At 74.0% G+C, this 18,777-nt stretch carries 13 protein-coding genes and 1 pseudogene; 8 read left to right on the plus strand and 6 right to left on the minus strand.

The genetic code is table 11. From position 1 onward, the window contains the following. The first annotated feature begins 152 nt into the window (after positions 1-152). Together ACWEPX_RS02380 and ACWEPX_RS02385 are read left to right on the plus strand one after the other, a co-directional pair. Positions 153-953 carry a S1 family peptidase gene (locus tag ACWEPX_RS02380; protein ID WP_451895280.1) on the plus strand — a complete coding sequence of 267 codons (801 nt, stop codon included), beginning with the start codon at positions 153-155 and terminating at the stop codon, positions 951-953. A 12-nt stretch (positions 954-965) separates the two neighbouring features. Then, complete coding sequence (locus ACWEPX_RS02385; protein ID WP_451895281.1) at positions 966-1,385, plus strand: GNAT family N-acetyltransferase; 420 nt, start codon at positions 966-968, stop codon at positions 1,383-1,385. Here ACWEPX_RS02385 and ACWEPX_RS02390 read toward each other — a convergent pair whose 3' ends face one another. Next, the gene (locus ACWEPX_RS02390) at positions 1,386-2,528 is read right to left on the minus strand and encodes an 8-amino-7-oxononanoate synthase (protein WP_451895282.1); all 1,143 of its coding nucleotides are present in this window, start codon (positions 2,526-2,528) and stop codon (positions 1,386-1,388) included. It lies immediately after the preceding gene. 96 nt (positions 2,529-2,624) lie between these two features. On the opposite strand from ACWEPX_RS02390, the gene ACWEPX_RS02395 reads away from it, so the two are divergent. From ACWEPX_RS02395 to ACWEPX_RS02405, 3 genes are all read left to right on the plus strand, one after another. Further along, entirely contained in the window at positions 2,625-4,094 is a 1,470-nt protein-coding gene (locus ACWEPX_RS02395) for an SAM-dependent methyltransferase (protein ID WP_451895283.1), read from the plus strand. A 997-nt stretch (positions 4,095-5,091) separates the two neighbouring features. Then, positions 5,092-5,937, plus strand: coding sequence for an alpha/beta hydrolase (locus tag ACWEPX_RS02400; RefSeq protein WP_451895284.1), 846 nt, complete (start codon positions 5,092-5,094; stop codon positions 5,935-5,937). A gap of 2 nt (positions 5,938-5,939) precedes the next feature. Next, positions 5,940-6,740: a hypothetical protein gene (locus ACWEPX_RS02405; protein ID WP_451895285.1), complete on the plus strand. Its 801-nt coding sequence runs from the start codon at positions 5,940-5,942 to the stop codon at positions 6,738-6,740. Between the two features lie 46 nt (positions 6,741-6,786). Here the strand turns inward: ACWEPX_RS02405 and ACWEPX_RS02410 are convergent, their stop codons facing one another. Continuing rightward, on the minus strand, positions 6,787-10,335 hold the full coding sequence (locus ACWEPX_RS02410) for a carboxypeptidase regulatory-like domain-containing protein (RefSeq protein WP_451895286.1): 3,549 nt from the start codon (positions 10,333-10,335) through the stop codon (positions 6,787-6,789). A gap of 237 nt (positions 10,336-10,572) precedes the next feature. On the opposite strand from ACWEPX_RS02410, the gene ACWEPX_RS02415 reads away from it, so the two are divergent. After that, complete coding sequence (locus tag ACWEPX_RS02415) at positions 10,573-11,052, plus strand: winged helix-turn-helix domain-containing protein (protein WP_451895287.1); 480 nt, start codon at positions 10,573-10,575, stop codon at positions 11,050-11,052. 48 nt (positions 11,053-11,100) lie between these two features. Next, on the plus strand, positions 11,101-12,324 hold the full coding sequence (gene cobA, locus ACWEPX_RS02420) for a uroporphyrinogen-III C-methyltransferase (protein WP_451895288.1): 1,224 nt from the start codon (positions 11,101-11,103) through the stop codon (positions 12,322-12,324). 1,435 nt (positions 12,325-13,759) lie between these two features. On the opposite strand, the pseudogene ACWEPX_RS02425 reads toward cobA, so the two are convergent. The 4 genes and pseudogenes from ACWEPX_RS02425 to ACWEPX_RS02440 form a co-directional block, all read right to left on the minus strand. Next, a pseudogene (locus ACWEPX_RS02425) lies at positions 13,760-15,244 on the minus strand (DEAD/DEAH box helicase); the annotation flags it as partial. A 238-nt stretch (positions 15,245-15,482) separates the two neighbouring features. Next, positions 15,483-16,442: a serine protein kinase RIO gene (locus ACWEPX_RS02430; RefSeq protein ID WP_451895289.1), complete on the minus strand. Its 960-nt coding sequence runs from the start codon at positions 16,440-16,442 to the stop codon at positions 15,483-15,485. Between the two features lie 194 nt (positions 16,443-16,636). Further along, positions 16,637-17,359 carry a YaaA family protein gene (locus tag ACWEPX_RS02435; protein WP_451895290.1) on the minus strand — a complete coding sequence of 241 codons (723 nt, stop codon included), beginning with the start codon at positions 17,357-17,359 and terminating at the stop codon, positions 16,637-16,639. 14 nt (positions 17,360-17,373) lie between these two features. Further along, on the minus strand, positions 17,374-17,739 hold the full coding sequence (locus ACWEPX_RS02440) for a VOC family protein (RefSeq protein ID WP_451895291.1): 366 nt from the start codon (positions 17,737-17,739) through the stop codon (positions 17,374-17,376). A gap of 39 nt (positions 17,740-17,778) precedes the next feature. Here ACWEPX_RS02440 and mtnA point away from each other — a divergent pair, with 39 nt between their 5' ends. Then, positions 17,779-18,732 carry an S-methyl-5-thioribose-1-phosphate isomerase gene (mtnA, locus tag ACWEPX_RS02445; protein ID WP_451895292.1) on the plus strand — a complete coding sequence of 318 codons (954 nt, stop codon included), beginning with the start codon at positions 17,779-17,781 and terminating at the stop codon, positions 18,730-18,732. Positions 18,733-18,777: the final 45 nt, after the last annotated feature.

Raw genomic sequence — 18,777 nt, forward strand, 5'->3', positions numbered from 1 at the left:
CGGCGGCGGCGAGGCGGTGGGGGCGCACGGGATCAGCATGCCGCAAGATCCACCCTTTCGAGCGACATGCCGTCGCTACCAACGGGCACGCGCGTTGACATAGCGTGTCCCGAAGGGCACGCAAAGTCGTCGATCCCGACAGGAGAGCAGCCATGGGCGGAAAGAGCCGCCGGATCCTCGGCGTCGCCGCCGCGCTCGCCGTCGTCGCCGCGATGTTCGCGCAGTTCGTCGCCGACGCGCGCGAGGACATCGTCGGCGGGAGCCGGGCGCCCATCGCCGAGCACCCCTACGTCGTCTACCTCGCCGACCAGACCGGCCACCAGTACTGCGGCGGCACGCTGGTCGCGCCGGACAAGGTCGTCACGGCTGCGCACTGCCTGGAGCCGTTCGCCGTCGCCGACATCCAGGTCGTCGGCGGCCGGGAGGACAAGCTCACCACCAGCGGCGAGGTGCGCACGGTCGCCGAGGCGTGGATGCACCCGGACTACCAGGACGTCACCGCGGGCGCCGACGTCGCCGTCCTCACCCTGTCCGCGCCGCTGCCCTACCGCCTGCTGCCCTTCGCGGGCGCCGACTCGACCGCCCTGTACGCCGCGGGCAGCACGGCGACGATCCTCGGCTGGGGCCGCACCTCATCCGGCGGCGAGTCCTCCCAGTACCTCCTCAAGGCCCAGGTCCCGATCTACGCCGACGACGACTGCGCCGCCGCCTACTCCGCCTTCGCCCCCGATTCGATGGTCTGCGCGGGCCTTCCCGAGGGCGGCGTCGACACCTGCCAGGGCGACTCCGGCGGCCCGCTGATCGTCGAGGACACCCTGGTCGGCATCGCCTCCTGGGGCGAGGGCTGCGCCGAGGCGGGCTACCCCGGCGTCTACACCCGCGTCTCCACCTACGCCGCCGACATCGCCGCCGCCATCGCCCCGGCCGACCAGGACCCGACCCCCGCGCCGTGATACACCAGCGGCGTGCTCCACACCGCCGCAGGCCCGTCCCTGACCGCCGTCGACCTCTACGACCTGCTCCGCCTCCGCGTGGACGTCTTCGTGGTCGAGCAGGAGTGCCCCTACCCGGAGCTCGACGGCCGCGACCTCCTCGCCACCACGACGCACATCTGGTGGCGTCCCGGCGCCGAGGTCCTCGGCTGCCTGCGCCTCCTCGATGAAGGCGACGTGGTCCGCGTGGGCCGGGTCTGCACCGCCGCAACCGCCCGCGGCACCGGCGTCGCCGCCAAGCTGATGACCGCGGCCCTGGACCGCATCGGCTCCCGCGAGAGCGTCCTCAACTCCCAGGTCCAAGCCCAACCGCTCTACGCCCGCTTCGGCTACGTCCCCGAAGGCGAGTCCTATTTGGAGGACGGCATCCCGCACATCACCATGCGCCGCTAGTCAGCGAGGGGCGTGCGCGGTGATGACGTCGACCGCGCGGTCGACGTCGGCGTCGGTGAGGTCGGCCCGGGCGGTCAGGCGCAGGCGCGAGATCTGGTCGGGGACCGACGGGGGCCGGAAGCAGCCGACCCAGACGCCCGCTGAGCGGCAGGCGTCCGCCCACTGCACCGCGGCGTCGGGGGAGGGCGCGCGCACCGAGACCACGGCGGCTTCGGGCTCGCTGGCGTGCAGGCCCGCGGCGCGCAGGCGGGTGGCCAGCTCGGTGGCGACCGCCCGGACGCGGGTGGGGCGGTCCGGCTCGTCCTTGAGGACGGTCAGCGCGGCCAGGGCGGCCGCGGCGCTGGCGGGGGCCAGGCCGGTGTCGAAGATGAAGCTGCGGGCGTTGTCGACCAGGTGGCGGATCACCCGGCGCGGGCCGAGCACCGCGCCGCCCTGGGCGCCGAGGGACTTGGACAGCGTGATCGTGGTGACGACGTCGGGCGCTCCCGCGAGACCGGCGGCGTGCACCGCGCCGCGGCCGCCGTCGCCGAGGACGCCGAGGCCGTGGGCGTCGTCGGCGATCAGGGCGGCGTTGTGGGCGCGGCAGGCGGCGACCAGTTCGGGCAGCGGGGCGAGGTCGCCGTCGACGGAGAACACGGTGTCGGTGACCACGACCGCGCGCTCGGTGCGGCGGGTGGCAAGCGCGCGCTCGGCCGCGGCGGGGTCCTTGTGCCCGACGACGGCGATCTCGGCGCGGGAGAGCCTGCAGCCGTCGATCAGCGAGGCGTGGATGGCCGAGTCGGTGACGATCGCGCAGTTGCGGCCGGACAGCGCCGTCACCGCGCCCAGGTTGGCGGCGAACCCGGAGGAGAACACCAGCGCGGCCTGCGTGCCGCAGAAGCGGGCCAGCTCGTACTCCAGCTCCGCGTGCAGCTCGGTGCTGCCGGTGACCAGCCGCGAGCCGGTCGACCCCGCGCCCCAGCGCAGCGCGGCCGCCGCGGCGGCGCCGGTGACCCGCTTGTCGCGCGCCAGGCCCAGGTAGTCGTTGCCCGCGAGGTCGAGCACGCCGCTGTCGGGCGTGCGCGGGCGCAGCTGCCTGCTCAGCCCGGCCTTGCGCCGGTCGTCGGCGTGCGCGTCGAGCCAGTCGAACACCGTGTCGCTCACGTCCGCGAGTGTCGCACCGCGGCGACGCCGGACCCGCGTCCGGGTCGCGCGTGTGCGGAACGATACGGTCGGTGCATGCGTGGCACGGTGAGTTTCGTGGGAGCCGGACCGGGCGCGGTCGACCTGCTGACCCTGCGCGGGGCCAAGCGGATCGCCGAAGCGGACCTCGTGCTGTACGCCTCCGGCACCACCGACCCGCTCTGGCTGCGCGAGCACACCCGCGCCGACGCCGAGTTGATCGATTGCGCCCGCCTCGGCCCGGACGAGATCGCCGAGCACTACCGCAGGCTGGCCAGCAGGCGCGGCACGGCGGTCCGCGTGGTCAACGGCGACCCGGCCCTGTCCCCGCGCCTGCGCGAGCAGTTGGACCTGTGCACCCGCCTGGGCTTGGACGTCGAGGTCGTCCCCGGCGTCTCCCCGATCTCCGCGGCCGCGGGGACGCCGCTGGTCGAAGCAGGCGCGGTCGACTCGCTGTCGATCACGGTGGTCGACACGGACTTCACCGAACTCCGCGCCTTGGCCGCCCCCGACCGCACCCTCGCCGTCCGCGCCCCGGCCGCCCGCACCGCCGACCTGGTCGAGGCCCTGCGCGCAGCAGGCGTCGCCGACACCACCCCAGCCATCGTCGCCGACAAGATCAGCAGGCCCGACGAGACCACCGTCCACACCACCGTCGGCGACCTCGTGGCCGAGGTCAAGAAGCACAACCTCTGGCGCACAACCCTGTTCCTCATCGGCGACACCCTCCGCCCCACCGGCAAACCCCGCCCCACCCCCGACGACCCCACCCCCCGCTGGACGGCCCGCTCCTGGCGCCGCCCCACCGACGAACCCCGCAAAACCTGGTCCGAACGCCGAGCCGAAGCCACCGCCCACACCCCCCTCGACGCGGCTCCCAGGCGCAGCGCGGCACACGCCGCCACAACCGACTCAGCCACCACCCACTCAGCCACCACCCACTCCGTTGCTACCCCCCACCCCGCAGCGACCCCGCACATCCCCGATCCGGTCACCACCTCCACCAAGCGCCGCACCTACGCCACCGCAACCGCCTACACAAAATCCACCTCCCGCACCACGGCAAACCTGCACACCCCCAGCGCCGCAACTGCCCCCAGCGCGCCAAACCTGCCTGCGCCCAGCGCGGCGGGTTCCACCGCCTACAGCGAGACCAGCCTGCCCGCCCCCAGCGCGACAAACTCGCCCGCCTCCAGCGCGGCGAACTCGCCCGCCCGCAGCATGACAATCTCGCCTACCTCCAGTGCAGCGAACTCGCCTGCGTCCAGTGCGGCGAACTCGGTCGCTCGCAGCGCAGCAGACCGGACCGCGCGCGGCGCAGCAACCGCCCACACCCCCACGGGCGCTCCCACCACAGACACCCTCGCCCAGCCAAGCCTCCACCCCTCGCCAGCCTCCACCGCGGTGCCGGCGCCCACCTTCACATCCGCCACCCACACTCCCGAGTCCGACCTCTCCACCCCACCCCAGCGCCCCACCAAACCCACCCGCACCCAGCCCAAGCGCTCAACTCGCACAACCGCCAAGCGCACCACCAAGAAGCCCTGAGCCCCCTTCAGATGATCAGACCATCTCGTCCCCACTTTCAGATGACGAGACCATCTGAAACGCTCATCCAGATGATCTGACCATCTGAGCCCACCGGCCGACCTAACAGCGACCAGCCGCCAGCGACCAGCAGGCCCCGACCAGCAGGTTCCGGGTAGCAGGCGCCGACGAGCAGCCCGGCGACCAGCCGCCAGCGACCAGGAGGCCCGAGCAGCAGGCCCCGACCAGCCGCCAGCGACCAGCCGCCAGCGACCACCCGCTGGCAACGAATCGCGGCGGCGATGGAGTCGCGTCGGCCCGGTCCTGAGCGGTTTCGTTGTTGTGGCGAGTCGCCTTCTTGCCGACCAGACAAGACGGGCAGCACGGAATCAGGAGCCCGCGAACATCAGATCGGTACGTTCAGATGATCAGATCATCTGAGGATGCAATCGAGATGATGTGAACATCTGAACCGCGCGTTGATGTGGCCAGATCATCTGAAACGAAATTCGAGATGGTCGGAACATCTGAGTCATCAGGTCGGATGGGGTGGCGGTCGGTTCAGGCGGAGTGGCCAGTCGGACGGGCGGAGTGGTTGGTGGGTTGGGCAAGGGGGAGCGAGGGTGGGGTGGGTGATGCCGCGGTCATCGTGGTGGTCTCCCAACTAGACCACTTGGCAACATGGGCGCCCACCCTCACGAGCGCGAGCTACGACGTCGGCGGCTGGCAGCTCGCCGCCGCACCCATCGCCGCTGGGCCGGACGGGGGAACCGCCCTGCATCCGGCACAATCGGCATTCCTGGTGCAGGGCGCCAGATCTGCCGCCGATGACGTCGGATGAACCAACGCCTTGCGCCATCGGCAGGCATTTGTTCGATCTTCGGGCAAGGACGCGCGTTCTGTGTGGCGGCCCCGCGCGGGAGCGCTCTCGATTAGTGAGGTTTGCCCGCGGTACTGGTCCACCTCGGGGCGTGGCCCCATAAGATCGCCCGAGGCGTCCGTGACGAGCGGAGAACTAGTGAACACTGTGCGAAACGTCCGGCTGTCGCGCCGGGCCGCCCTGTTGGGTGGGCTCGGGGTGGGGGCGGGGCTGATCAGCGGGTGCCAGAGCCAGGGCCCGGACGTCGACCCGCGCAACGAGCTGGCCCTGACCAAGCCGCCGACGTCCACGGCCCAGCCGGTGACCACCGACCGCAAGCTCGCCGCGGGCCGGTACCGCGAGGTCGACCTGGTGCTGATCCGGCCCGAGGGCGTCCCGCCCGGCCCGATCCCGGTCTGCGTCGCGCTGCACGACAAGGTCGGCGGGGCCCGCTCCTTCCTCGACCTCGGCGTCCCCGACCTGCTGACCGAGCTGGTGCGCTACAACACCGTGCCGTTCGCGATCGCCGCGGTCGACGGCGGCAACTGGGTCGGCAACAAGGACGACGAGCCCATGCGGATGCTGGAGGAGGACCTGCCCGGCTGGCTGAGCTACCACGACCTGGCCACCACCCCGTTCGCCGCGGTCGGCGTCGGCGAGGGCGCGATGGGCGCGCTCAACCACGCGCGCAAGAGCACCGGCATCGAGGTCGTCGCCGCGATCAGCCCGACGCTGTACGAGGACTGGTCCTACGCCCAGCAGACCAACGACTACGAGAACCGCGCCCAGTGGGAGGCCAAGGAGCCGCTGCGGCACACCCGGGAGTTCAACAACGTCGCCGTCGGCGTCTGGTGCGGCACCGAGGACCAGGCGTTCCTGCAGACCGCCAAGGACTTCGCCAGCCAGGTCGGCGCCAAGGGCCACTGGGCGGCGGGCGGGCACGACGCCGCGTACTGGAAGAAGGTCCTGCCCGAGGCGCTGAAGTTCGTCGGCGGGCACCTGTAGCCATGACCGAGGTGCGCCTGGGCATCGTCCCGCTGCGCCCGCTGACCATCCCCGACCTGCTGCGGGGCTCGGTCGACGCGCTGCGCCGCAACCCCGGCGCACTGCTCGGCGCCGGCCTGGTCGTCGCGGTCGCCTCCGAGGTCGCCGCCTGGGTCGCGGTGACCGCGGCCGACCCCGGCCCGCTGGCGGAGAACCTGATCCGCGTCGCCACCGGCGGCCTGATCGGCATCCTGCTGGCCGCCGTGGTCAACACCGTCGTCCCGCGCGCGGTCTTCGGCCACACCACGACCGCCGCAGGCGCCCTGCGCGCAGGCTCTCCCGCGCTGCCCGGCCTCCTCGGCGTGACCGTGCTGACCGGGCTGGTCGTCGGCGGGCTCGGCGCGCTCGGCCTGCTCGCCACCCGGCTCGGCCCGCTGGGCATGCTGCTGAGCCTGCCGGTGCTGCTGGCCGTGCTCTACACCAGCGTCGCGCTGATGCTCGCCCCCTCGGCCGCCGTCGTCGAGCGGCTGAACCCGGTGGCCGCGATGCGCCGCTCGCTGACCCTGGTGCACGAGGGCACGGGCGGCTGGTGGCGGGTGTTCGTGGTGGCGCTGATCGCCGGTGTCGTCGGGGTCGTGCTGCGCGCGCCGACGCTGGCGGTGTTCGCCGCGATCAGCGACGGCTCCGCGCTGGCCGAGGCGCTGGCGGCGATCGTCGTGGCCACCGCCGTCTCGCCGTGGACGATGGTCCTGCACGCCCTGCTCTACATCGACGCCCGCTCCGGCCTGGAGGGCATCGACGGCCTGTGGCGGGCGGCGGGCTGACGCGGAGCGGCCCCCGACCCGGTGGGGTCGGGGGCCGCAGCCGGGACTAGCTGGCGCGGTCCGGCCGGTGGGTCACCCGCAGGGTGTTGATCACCGGGACGGACTTGCCGCGCAGCGCGGCCAGCTCGACGGTGATCGATCCGCCCTCGGGCACGGTCACCCAGAACTCGTGGGTGTCCGCGGTCAGGGTGCCGACGCCGGCCGCGATGTCGTAGCGCGGCAGCACCTTGGTCCCGTTGACCGACACGTCGAACACGCGGCGGTCGGGGCCGAAGCCCGCCCGCAGCTCGGCGAAGCCCAGCTCGACCTGGTAGGTGCCCGCGGGCAGGTTGTCGAACCGGTAGCCGCCCGCGCTCTCCCGCTGGGTCTGGAACAGCGCGTCGTCATCGGTGCCCGCGATCGCCTTGGTGCTGCGCACCACCGGGCCCGCGCTGAGGTAGCCGAAGCCGCCGGGCGTCCACGCCTGGTCGCCCACCCAGACGTCGGCGTTGCGGTCGGTCAGCCCGCCGCCGCCCACGTCCAGACCCGTGCGGTAGGCCGGGACCACGAGCTTGACCGGGATGGTCAGCGTCGGGGTGCGGCCCGCGTTGGTCGTCAGCGTCACGGCGCTCTCGTGCACGCCCGGGGTCAGGCCGACCGGGTCCACCCGCACGGTGATCGCCTGGGTGGCCCCCGGCTTCACCGCCGACGCCCCCGGCACCGCCCACAGCCAGGACGCGCCGCTGGTCAGCCGGTAGTCCAGCGTGAGGTCGCTGGTGCTGGCCAGGGACACGGTGCCGCTGCGCAGCTGGCCCGCCTCGCCGAGGAAGGTCAGCGGGCCGCCGGTCAGCCGCGCGGCCGGGGTGCGCAGGGCGAAGTTGGCCGACTCGTCGCCGTCGACGGCCACGGTCTCCGCGGCGGCGACGTAGTGCTGGGCCGACACCTCGATGCGGTAGTCGCCCGCCAGCAGGCGCAGCGCGTACCGGCCGTCCTCGCCCGTGGTCGTGGTGGCCACGGTGGACGTCCCGTTGAGCACCTTGACCGTCGCGCCCGCGATCGCGCCGCGGTCGTTGGCGTCGGTGATCTCGCCGGTGACCTTGCCGGACACGGGCGGCACGAACCGGATCGTGGTGTCGTTGGACAGCGACGACGTGTTGAGCGAGTACTGGAGCGCCACCGTGCCGGTCGCGTTCTCGATGCCGACCGTCGCCGAGTTGCCGGTCTCGCGCGGGTTGTCCGCGTCGAGGTTGCGGTAGCTCATGGCGATCTCGCCGTTCTCCGACAGCGTCAGCGAGATGTCCAGCCGCGTCGTCGTCTGCTGGTACAGCGTGGCGTTGCGCCATTCCACGGTGAACGCGCGGTTCGGCGCGGTGCCAGCGGCCTTGGTGAGCACCTGGCTCTGGCCGTCGAGGAGCAGGTCGTCCCAGAACGGGTAGATCGCCGCGTTCGGCGCGCCCGACGCCGGGATGGCGACGTTGCTGTAGGCGGTGCTGCGGGACTGGAAGTTCACGTGCCCGTTGCTGCTCACGTGCGCCTGGCGGTAGTTGCTGCCGTAGTAGAAGAAGTCGAACGGCAGGTCGACGCTGGCCGCCGCGTCGTCGCCGGTCAGCGCCAGCGGCGTGTCGCCCTCCACGTAGGACGACGGGGCCAGCACGCAGTGGTGGCCGAAGGAGTCCCCGCGCGCGGGCAGCTCGAAGTCCAGCGCCTCGGCGCCGTCCACGACCAGCTCCACCTGCCGCGGGTCGTTGCAGCCGCCCGCGGTGGCCCGGACCTGGTAGGTGCCGTGCGGGACGCCCGCGATCGAGTACGCGCCCTCGGCGTTGGTGGTCACCGGGGCCAGCGGCGTGCCCAGGATCTGCACGGTCGCGTTCGCCACGGCCGCGCCGCCAGCGCTGCGGACCACGCCGGAGACGGCGGCGCGGGGGACCGGGGCCAGCGCGAGGTTGACGGTGACCGTCTGCGCCTCGGTGACCGTGGCCGTCCCGGTGGCCTGCGCGTAGCCGAACGCGGTCGCGGCGACCGAGTAGTCGCCGACCGGCAGCGTCGAGGTGTAGGCGCCGTCGGGGCCGGTCGACAGGGTGCGGTTGCTCGGGCCGGTCAGGGTGACGCTCGCGCCCGCGACCGGGTCGCCGGTGGCCGAGTCGGTCACCGCGCCGGTCAGCGTGCCGACCGGGCCCCGCGGGGAGCGGTCGACCGCGGCGTGCGCGTCGAGCTTGCCCTCGCCGAAGACGTTGTTGTCGTCGGCGGTGCCGCCGCAGGTCAGGTCGTTGACGTCGACGGCGGTGTCGTCGAGCAGCTCGGCGGTGCGGGTGATGTCGCCGACCAGCGTCGGGGCCGCCGACCACATCAGCGCGACGGTGGCCGAGGTGTGCGGTGCGGCCATCGAGGTGCCGCTCGCGGTGCCGTAGTCGTTGTCCGGCAGCGAGCTGCGCACGTCCACGCCGGGCGCGGCCAGGTGCGGCCGGATCTCGCCGTTCTCCCCGGGGCCCCGGCTGGAGAAGGAGGCGATGTCGCCGTCGATGTCGAACGCGCCGGAGGCGTAGGACTCCAGGTTGTCCCCCGGCGAGCCCGCGGTGTTGCAGCCCGGCCCGGAGTTGCCGTTGGAGAACGACGGGAAGATGCCCGCCGCCCGCCACGCCTGCACCGTGGCCTTGTACCACGGGTCGATCGCCGCGCCGTTGGACGAGCCCCACGAGTTGTTGACGATGTGCGGGCGCAGGTCCGGCCGCGGGTTCTGGCCCGCGAGGTCGGTCGGGGCCAGCACCCACTGGCCGGAGGCCAGCAGCGCCGACTCCGAGCAGCCGCTGGACTCGCAGCCCTTGGCCGCGATCCACCGGGCCCCGGGCGCCACGCCGATCTGGTTGGCGCCCTCGCCGCCGACCATCGTGCCCATCGTGTGGGTGCCGTGGCCGTTGTTGTCGCACGGCGCGTCGGTCGGGCAGACCCCGCTCGGGTCGAACCAGTTGTACTGGTGGTCGAAGTCCCCGCCGTTGTTGCCCCGGTACTTGCCGACCAGGGCGGGGTGGTCGAACTGCACGCCGGAGTCGATGTTGGCGACCACGATGCCCTCGCCCCGGGTGCCGAAGTCGGCCCAGGCGTCGTCGGCGTTGATCGCGGCCACGCCCCACTCCACGGCGTTGACCCGCGCCTGCACCTCGCCGGGGGTCAGCTCCGGCAGCTTGTAGGTGCGCGGGGCCAGGATCTCCTTGACCTCGGTGCGCTTGGCCAGCGACTCGGCCAGCGCCTGCGAGCCGCCCTTGACGTGCAGGGCGTTGGCGATGAAGTAGGAGTCGTAGTCGACCTTGCCTGCGTCGAGGTCGGCGCGCACCGCCGCCTGGCTCCGGTCGGCGGTGCCGCGCAGGGCGTCGAGCACGGCCTGCCCGCGCGCGGTCCAGTCGGTGATCTTGCTGGCGGGGGCCAGGTCGGCCTGCTCGCCGAAGAGCACCCAGAAGTCCGTGCTGTCCTTGGCGTCGAGCGCCTGCAGCAGCTGCGGCTCGATCTTGTCGTCGGTCGGGGCGGCGAGCGCCGGTGTCGTCAGCAGCGCGGACGCGGTGAGCGCGGTGGTGACCGCGGCCAGCCATGCCCGCCCGCGGACGCGGTGGGGTCGTGGAGACAAAGCGGGTAGCTCCCATCCCGCGCGCTGCAGGGGGTAGCGCGCGTCTACCTCCGGTAGCCGTGCGATGACTGCCGGTTCCCTCGACGCTGCCGGATATCGCGGGTGCGGTGAAGGCGCGATCACGGGCGGTATCGGGTCGATTCGCGGTCGCGCGGCCCTGATCTTTGTAACGGAATGCCGGCCCGAGCGACGGTTGTTGTGAGGGACTCACGTTCAGTCGGCACTGGGGGTGGCGAGGTGGCAGTTCTCCGATCGCTCGACGGCTCCGAGTTACCCCTGGTGGTCTGCGTCGGCACGACCGCGGACCAGCTCGCCGCGATCGCCGCGGCGGGCGGCGGCGGGGTCGCCCTGCTCTACGTCCCGGACACCCGCGCCCTGCGCTCGGCCATCGAGGGCCGCGTGCACCGGGTCGTGGAGTGCGGGAAGCTGCGGCTGGACGCGGCCCTGCGCGAGGCGACCTGGGCGGGCACGCCGCTGCCGCTGTCGGCGCGCGACTTCGACCTGCTGGTCGCCCTGGCCGGCGAGCCCGGGCGGGTCTGGTCCTTCGCCGACCTCACCCAGCACGTCTGGGGCCGCACGTACGTCGGCGACAGCCAGGCGGTCGTCTCGGCGATCAAGCGGCTGCGCCGGTCGCTGCGCACGACCGCGCCGGGGGTCCACGTGGAGTCGGTGCGCGGCGTCGGCTACCGGCTGGCGGTGCCTGCTCCGTCACACTGACCCGTGCCGCGCTGCTCCCGGGCGCTGCCCACCGGCATGCTTACCGGCATGGCGGAACAGCACTACCTGGTCGGGCTCGACCTCGCGGGCAGGCGCGTGGTCGTGGTCGGCGGCGGGACCGTGGCCCAGCGCAGGCTCCCCAAGCTCATCGCGGCGGGCGCGCGGGTGGAGGTCATCTCCCCGTCGGTGACCCCGGCGGTGCAGGCCCTCGCGGACGCGGGGGAGATCACCTGGGTGCCCCGGCGCTACGCCCCGGGCGACCTCGACGCGGCCTGGTACGTGCTGACCTGCACCTCCGACCCCGAGGTCAACGCGGCGGTCTCGGCGGCGGCCGAGAAGGCGCGCATCTTCTGCGTGCGGGCGGACGCCGGGTCGGAGGGCTCGGCGGTGACGCCCGCGACCGGCTCGTACGAGGGGTTGCTGGTCGGGGTGCTCGCAGGCGGGGAGCACGCGCGGTCGGCCGCGGTGCGCGACGGCCTGCTGGCGGCCCTGCGGACGGGCGCCATCGACGACGGCGCGGCCGCGCAGCCCGCCGGGGTGGCGCTCGTCGGCGGCGGCCCTGGCGACCCGGAGCTGATCACCGTGCGCGGGCGCAGGCTGCTGGCCAAGGCCGACGTGGTCGTGGCCGACCGCCTCGGCCCCCGCGACCTGCTCGACGAACTTCCCCCGCACGTCGAGGTCATCGACGCCGCCAAGATCCCGTACGGCCGGGCGGCCACCCAGCAGGCGATCAACGACGCCCTGATCGCGCACGCGCGGGCGGGCAAGTTCGTGGTGCGGCTCAAGGGCGGGGACAACTACGTCTTCGGCCGCGGGTTCGAGGAACTGCTCGCGCTGGCCGAGGCAGGCGTGCCGGTCACGGTCGTCCCCGGCGTCACCTCAGCCTTCGCCGTCCCCGCCCTGGCCGGCGTCCCGGTCACCCACCGCGGCGTCGCCCACGAAGTCGTAGTCGTCTCCGGCCACGTCTCCCCCGACGACCCCACCTCCCTCACCGACTGGCCCGCCCTGGGCCGCCTGCGCGGCACCATCGTGCTGATGATGGGCGTGGAGAAGCTCCCCCTCTTCGCCATCTCCCTCATCCGCAACGGCCGAGCCCCCGACACCCCGGTCGCCGTGATCCAGGAGGGCACCATGCGCACGGAGCGCGTCCTTCGGTCTACTTTGGACAAGGTGGCGGAAGATGTGGTGGCAGCGGGAATCCGGCCACCCGCGGTGACCGTGATCGGCCCGGTGGCCGCGCTGGCCGAGCACCTGGCAGGCCCCACCGAGTAGACCGGATCACTTCCTGCCGCAGCCCTCAGGCGACCCGGCCCCAGCCACAAGCGCACCGCGGTCGACCCGCTCCTGCCGCAGGTAGTCGTTGCCGCGCCGCGGGCGTGCGGCGCCGCTCACGCCCGCGGTCGACCCGCTCCTGCCGCAGATAGTCGTTGCCGCGCCGCCAGCGTGCGGCACCGCTCACGCCCGCGGCCGACCCGCCCCTGCCGCAGGCAGTCGTTGCCGCGCCGCCAGCGTGCTCGCGCCGCCGCCCGCTGCCGCTCGGCCGCCCTAGCTCCGGTGCCCTCGATGCTGGGCCGCAGGCCGTCCACCTGCTGGCCCACTCGGCGGGCTGGTTCGCGGTGCCGCTGCGGCGCGGCCGACCCACCTCGAGACGCCGCCGATGTCCGAGCGGGGAGGGGCAACATCCCGGTGCCGCGCGGGATCCGAGTATCGCGTGCCGTGCGGGAGGGGTGTGGCTCAGCGGGGGCGTAGGTGGGAGCTGGGGTTGTGGCGGTGGGGGTTGCGGAAGGGGCCTGCCGCGGTGCGGCGGCGTGGGTGGGAGTCGGTGTTGTGGCGGTGGGGGCTGGAAATGTGGAAGGGGCCTGCCGCGGTGCGGCGGCGTGGGTGGGAGTCGGTGTTGTGGCGGTGGGGGGCTGGGTATGCGGAAGGGGCCTGCCGCGGTGCGGCAGGCCCCTTCGTCGCGGGTGGGTCAGTAGCGCTTGGTCTTCGACCGGCGGTCGCCCTCGCGCCAGCCGCGGGGGGTGCGGCGGGCGGGGTGCTGGGGGTCGGCCGGGCGGTCGTGGCGGGACTGGCTGTGGCGGGGCTTGCGGGGCCGGTCGTCGTGGCGGTTGTCGTCGCCGCGGGTGGGCTTGCCGTGGAAGCCGCCGGTGTCGTGGCGGGGGCGGTCGTCCCCGTCGAAGCGGCGGGGGCGGTCGCTGGCGCCGCGGTCGTCGAACCGACGCGGACGACCCGACGGACCGCTGTCCCCGAACCGCCGCGGCCGCTCATCCCGGTCGAACCGGCGCGGCCGGTCGTCACCGAAACGGCGGTCACCGTCGAACCGCGGGCGGCCGCCGTCGAAGCGGGGCTTGTCGCCGTCGAACCGCGGCTTGTCGCCGTTGTCGAACCGGCGGGGCCGGTCGCCGTCACCGGATCGGTTGTCCCGGTCGAAGCGCGGCTTGTCGCCGTTGTCCGAGCGGCGGGGGTGGTCGCCGCCGCCGGACCGGTCGTCGCGGTCGAAGCGGCGGGGCCGGTCGCCGTCGGTGGAGCGGTCGTCGCGGTCGAAGCGGGGCTTGTCGCCGTTGTCGAAGCGGCGGGGGCGGTCGCTCGGGCCGCGGTCGAAGCGCGGGCGGTCGCTGTTGTCGGGGCGGTCGCCGGTGCTGGGGTCGAAGCGGTTGTCGCGGCGGGGGCGGTCGTCGCCGGAGAACCAGTTCGGGCGGTCGCGGCGGTCGCGGTCGAAGCGGCGGGGGCCGGAGGTGTCGCCGTCGCTGCGGCGGTGGCCGGTGCCCTCACCGCCGAAGCGGCCTCCCTCACCGCCGAAGCGGTTGCCTTCACCACCGAAGCGGTTGCCTTCACCGCCGAAGCGGCCTCCCTCACCGCTGAAGCGGCCGCCGTCGCGGTCGAAGCGGCGGGGGCGGCCGCCGTCGCGGTCGAAGCGGCGGGGGCGGTCGCCGTCGGGGCGGCGGCGGGGGCGGTCGTCGAAGCGGGGGCGGTCGCCGCGGCGCGGGGTGGCCGGGGCGATGTCGGGGCCCAGGGGTTCGCCGGACGGGGTGCGGGCGCCGGTGATGCGGATCAGCTCCGCGTCGCCGGGGCGGACCTTCGCCGTGCTCGGGGAGACGCCCGCGCGGTCGGTCAGCCGCAGCACCGTGCGGCGCTGGTCGTGGGTGACCACCGTGACGACGGTGCCCGACTCGCCCGCGCGCGCCGTGCGGCCCGCGCGGTGCAGGTAGTCCTTGGAGTCCGCGGGCGGGTCGACGTGGACGACCAGGTCCACGCCGTCGACGTGGATGCCGCGCGCGGCGACGTCCGTGGCCACCAGGACCGGCAGGGCGCCGTCGCGGAAGCGGCTCAGCACGCGGTTGCGGGCGCCCTGGGTCTTGCCGCCGTGCAGCGCACCGGCGGACACCCCGACCGAGCGCAGCTTGTCGGCCAGCCGGTCGACGTGGTGCTTGGTGCGGACGAACATGATCGTGCGGCCCTCGCGCGCGGCCATCTCGGCCACCACGTCGGGCTTGTCCTGCTTGGACACGAACAGCAGGTGGTGCTCCATCGCGGCCACGTCGCTGTCGTCGGAGACGACCGAGTGGGTCACCGGGTCGGTCAGGTACGACTTGACCAGCGTGTCGACGTCGCCGTCGAGGGTCGCGGAGAACAGCAGCACCTGCGCCGAGCGGTCGACCAGGTCCAGGATCTCCCGGACCTGGGGCAGGAAGCCCATGTCGGCCATCTGGTCGGCCTCGTCGATCGCCACGTGCGCGATGTCGCCGAGCTCGCAGGTGCCCTGCCGGATGTGGTCGGAGAGCCTGCCGGGGGTGGCGACCAGCAGGTCGACCCCGCGGCGCAGGGCCTCGACCTGCTTGACGAAGGACATCCCGCCCACGGCGGAGCGGCACCACAGGCCCAGCGGCCGGGCCAGCGGGGTCAGCGCGTCGACCACCTGCAGGGCCAGCTCGCGGGTCGGCACCAGCACCAGCGCCCGGGGCCGCTTGGCCCGTGCGGGCGCGCCCTCGGCGAGTCGGGTCAGCAGCGGCAGGCCGAACGCGAGGGTCTTGCCGGAGCCGGTGCGGGCCCGGCCCAGCACGTCGCGCCCGGCGAGGGCGTCGGGGATGGTGGCGGTCTGCACGGGGAACGGGGTGTTGATGCCCGCGTCGGCCAGGGCGGCCACCAGTTCGGTGGGCAGGCCAAGGGACGCGAAGGTCTGATCGGGGTTGAGCACGGGGTCCTCTCGGGACGTGTGGCACGTCGCGTCAGGACTCCTTGGCTTTCGCCGGAGAACACGGACGGGCCCGGCGCGGTCGTCGCGCCAATGGTCACTGTCGTCGGGCCGCGATCCGCGGCAGGGGTTTCGCTGCGCGGCCGGTGTGGCCGGGCAGGGAGCGGCGCCCGCCGCTCGTGGTCCTCGGTCAAGCCTACCCGACCAGGTCGGACGCGCTCGCCGCGGGCGCCGCAGGACTCTACCCGATCCCGGCCGCGGCCAACAGCCGCTCGACCACGATCTGCGGGTCGACCAGCGCATCCGGCACGCCGCGCGAGCGGAACCAGGCTGCGACCGAACTCACATCCCGGGTCAGGTAGGTGACCCCGGCCGGGTTGGCCACGACGTCGACGACCTGCGGCAGGTCGATCAGCACGATGTGGCCCTCGTGCACCAGGAGGTTGTACGGCGACAGGTCGCCGTGCGTCAGGCCCTGGGCGGCCATCAGCTCCAGCGCCGCGACGAGCTGCTCCCACAGCTCGGCGGCGGCGTCGGGCTCCGGCCGCAGCTGGGCCAGCCGCGGCGCGGCCTGCCCCTCGGCGTCGCCGAGGAACTCCAGCAGCAGCTCGGTCCCGTCGCGCTGGACCGGGTACGGCACCGGGGCGCCGACCGACCACAGCCGCGACAGCGCGGCGAACTCCGCCACGGCCCACTGCTCGGCGATCAGGTTGCGCCCGAAGGAGCTGCGGTTGGCCATCGCCCGCATCTCGCGGGAGCGGCGCATCCGCCTGCCTTCGAGGTACCCGGCGTCGCGGTGGAACATCCGGTGCTCGCTGCTGCGGTAGCGCTTGGCCGCCAGCAGGCAGGACGGGCCGTCGGGCGCGGCCCGTTCGAGCAGGAAGACGTCGGCCTCCTTGCCGGTCTTGAGCACGCCGAGGTCGGTGTCGGCGGCCCCGCCGTCGGTGACCAGCCAGGACGGCCGCGGGTGCGGGCCCTGCTCGGCGTCCAGCCAGGTCGACCAGCGGTCCGCGCCGTCGGGCAGCTGCGGTCCGGCGTCCTCGCGGACGCGGGCCAGCCGGGCCTTCTCGGCCTCGGTCAGCCTGCCGGTGCGGGTGGGCTGGATCTCGTCGTCGAACCGCCGCTTGCGCATGCGCTGCGGGCGGGGGGTTGGGTAGTCATCCGCTGCCTCGTAGGCAGCGGCGAAGTCGTGCTCTCGCACTGGTGGGTTCTCCAAAGCGTGGTTTGGGAAGCCCCACCGCGAAGGATGCTCAGCGAGGTGGGGCTGGTGGACGGGTCGGCGCCTCGACCACCCGGGCGGCATTACCCATGACGGCACCTCCTCTGCTCCACCCAGCGGCTCCCACCGGGTTCGTGCGGCAGTCTGCCCGGGCCGGGAAGACCCGGGCAACCGAATTACTCCACCACCAGCTCCAGCGCCCCGCGCCCGGCCGGGACCAGCCGCAGCCCGGCCGCCTTGGCGATGGAGACCACCCCGCGCACCGTCGACGGCTCGCGCGGCGCGCACGCCAGGGCGGCGGCCAGCCTGCCCTTGTGCGCCTTGTTGAAGTGGCTGACGGCCAACCCGTCAGCCGTGACGACCTTCACCGCGATCGCGTGCGGCACCGCGGCGAGCGCGGCGTACGGCCCCGAGCGCAGGTCGATGACCAGCTCGTCGGCGCTCGACAGCGTCTTCTCCAGGTCCGCCCGCCACACCCCGCGCAGCCCGCCGACCCCGGGCAGCACCGTGCCGCCGGAGAGCCGGTAGGCCGGGATGGGGTCGTCGGCGCGCACGACGCCGAACAGCGCCGAGGCCACCGCCAGCCGACGGCCTGCCCGGGCGCGCTGGCCGCGCGTGAAGGACCCGTAGTCCAGCGCGTCGTAGAGCACGCCGGTGTAGCGCCGGATCGCGGGCATGGTCGGGGCCGAGCGCAACCGGGCGTTGCGCTCGACCTCGTCGGCCTGGCGCTCGGAGAGCCCGAGCGCGCCCATCGCCACCGCCGGGTCCAGCCCGGCCAGGGCGGTCACCAGGCGGTCGCGGACCGGGTTCAGCTCGGGGAAGGACAGGGCGGCCAGGTCCAGGGGCGCGCCGGAGCCGCCGTCGGCCTTGGTCTCCGACGGGGGGAGCAGCACGAGCACCCGGACAGGGTAAATCAGCTGTCGTGGGTGGCCACGCAGAACTCGTTGCCCTCCGGGTCGGCCAGCACCGTCCACGTCAGACCGGGCACGGTGTGCTCGCCCAGCTCGGTCGCGCCCAGGGCGACCAGCCGTTCGACCTCGGCCCTGCGGTCGTCGGCGTGGAAGTCCAGGTGGACCCGGTTCTTGCCCGGCTTCGGCTCGGCGACGCGCTGCAGGCCCAGGTAGGCGGCCTCGCCCTCCGCGGCCCCGCGCGGCTTGAGGAAGACGAACTCGCCCTCGTGGTCCATGCCGATCTCGTAGCCGAGCGCCTCGGTCCAGAACTCGGCCAGCTTGCGCGGGTCGGCGCAGTCGATCGTCACGCCGCCAATCTCCATGCTCATGCGCTCGACCGTAGCCAACCGGGCCGACACTATGGAGCCGTGCGCACCTTGGATTGGGCCGGTGACCGGATCGTGGCGCTCGACCAGACCCGGCTCCCGCACGACGTCGTCCACCTCGACCTGCGGACCGTCGACGAGCTGGTCGACGCCATCCGCGTCCTGGCGGTGCGCGGCGCCCCCGCCCTCGGCGTGGCGGGCGCCCTCGGCGTGGCGCTGGCCGCGGTCACCGCCGACGACGTGCCCGCCGCCGCGGCCCGCCTGCGGGCGGCCCGGCCGACGGCGGTCAACCTCGCCTGGGGCGTCGACCAGGTGATGCGGCACGTCGACGCCGGCCCGCAGGCCGTGCTCGCCGCCGCGCTCAAGATCCGCGACGACGACATCGCCGCCGCCCGCGCGCTGGGGGCCAGGGGCGCGGACTGGCTGCTCAGCCGCCTGCCCGGCCCGCTCAACATCCACACCCACTGCAACGCGGGCGCGCTGGCCTGCGTCGAGTGGGGGACCGCCCTCGGGGTGGTCCGGGCGCTGCGCGAGCGCGGCGCGCTGGGGCACGTCTACGCCGACGAGACCCGGCCGCTGCTGCAGGGCGCGCGGCTGACGGTCTGGGAGCTGGCCGAGATGGGCGCCGAGCACACCCTGGTCGCCGACTCCGCCGGGCCGTCGGTGATCGCCAACGGCCTGGTGCACGCCGTGGTCGTCGGGGCCGACCGGATCGCGGCCAACGGCGACGTGGTGAACAAGGTGGGCACGTACCCGCTGGCCCTGGCCGCGCACCGGGCGGGCGTGCCGTTCGTCGTCGCCGCCCCGGAATCCACTGTGGACATGGCCACGGCCACCGGGGCGGACGTGCCGATCGAGGTCCGCGCCGACGCCGAGGTGACCGCCTTCGCGGGGGTCGCCGTCGCGCCCGCGGGCACCCGGGCGCTGAACTACGCCTTCGACGTGACCCCGCGCGACCTGGTCAGCGCGATCATCACCGAGGAGCGCGTGCTCTAACCCGAATGCGCACCCGGTGGCGGCCTCACTACGCTGCCAGGCACA

The sequence above is a fragment of the Actinokineospora sp. NPDC004072 genome, assembly GCF_053604195.1.

Excerpts from the sequence above, each read along its gene's own strand:
- ACWEPX_RS02380 (WP_451895280.1), top strand. The coding sequence starts at position 153 with ATGGGCGGAAAGAGCCGCCGGATCCTCGGCGTCGCCGCCGCGCTCGCC.
- ACWEPX_RS02405 (WP_451895285.1), top strand. The coding sequence starts at position 5,940 with ATGACCGAGGTGCGCCTGGGCATCGTCCCGCTGCGCCCGCTGACCATC.
- cobA (WP_451895288.1), top strand. The coding sequence starts at position 11,101 with ATGGCGGAACAGCACTACCTGGTCGGGCTCGACCTCGCGGGCAGGCGC.
- ACWEPX_RS02440 (WP_451895291.1), bottom strand. The coding sequence starts at position 17,739 with ATGAGCATGGAGATTGGCGGCGTGACGATCGACTGCGCCGACCCGCGC.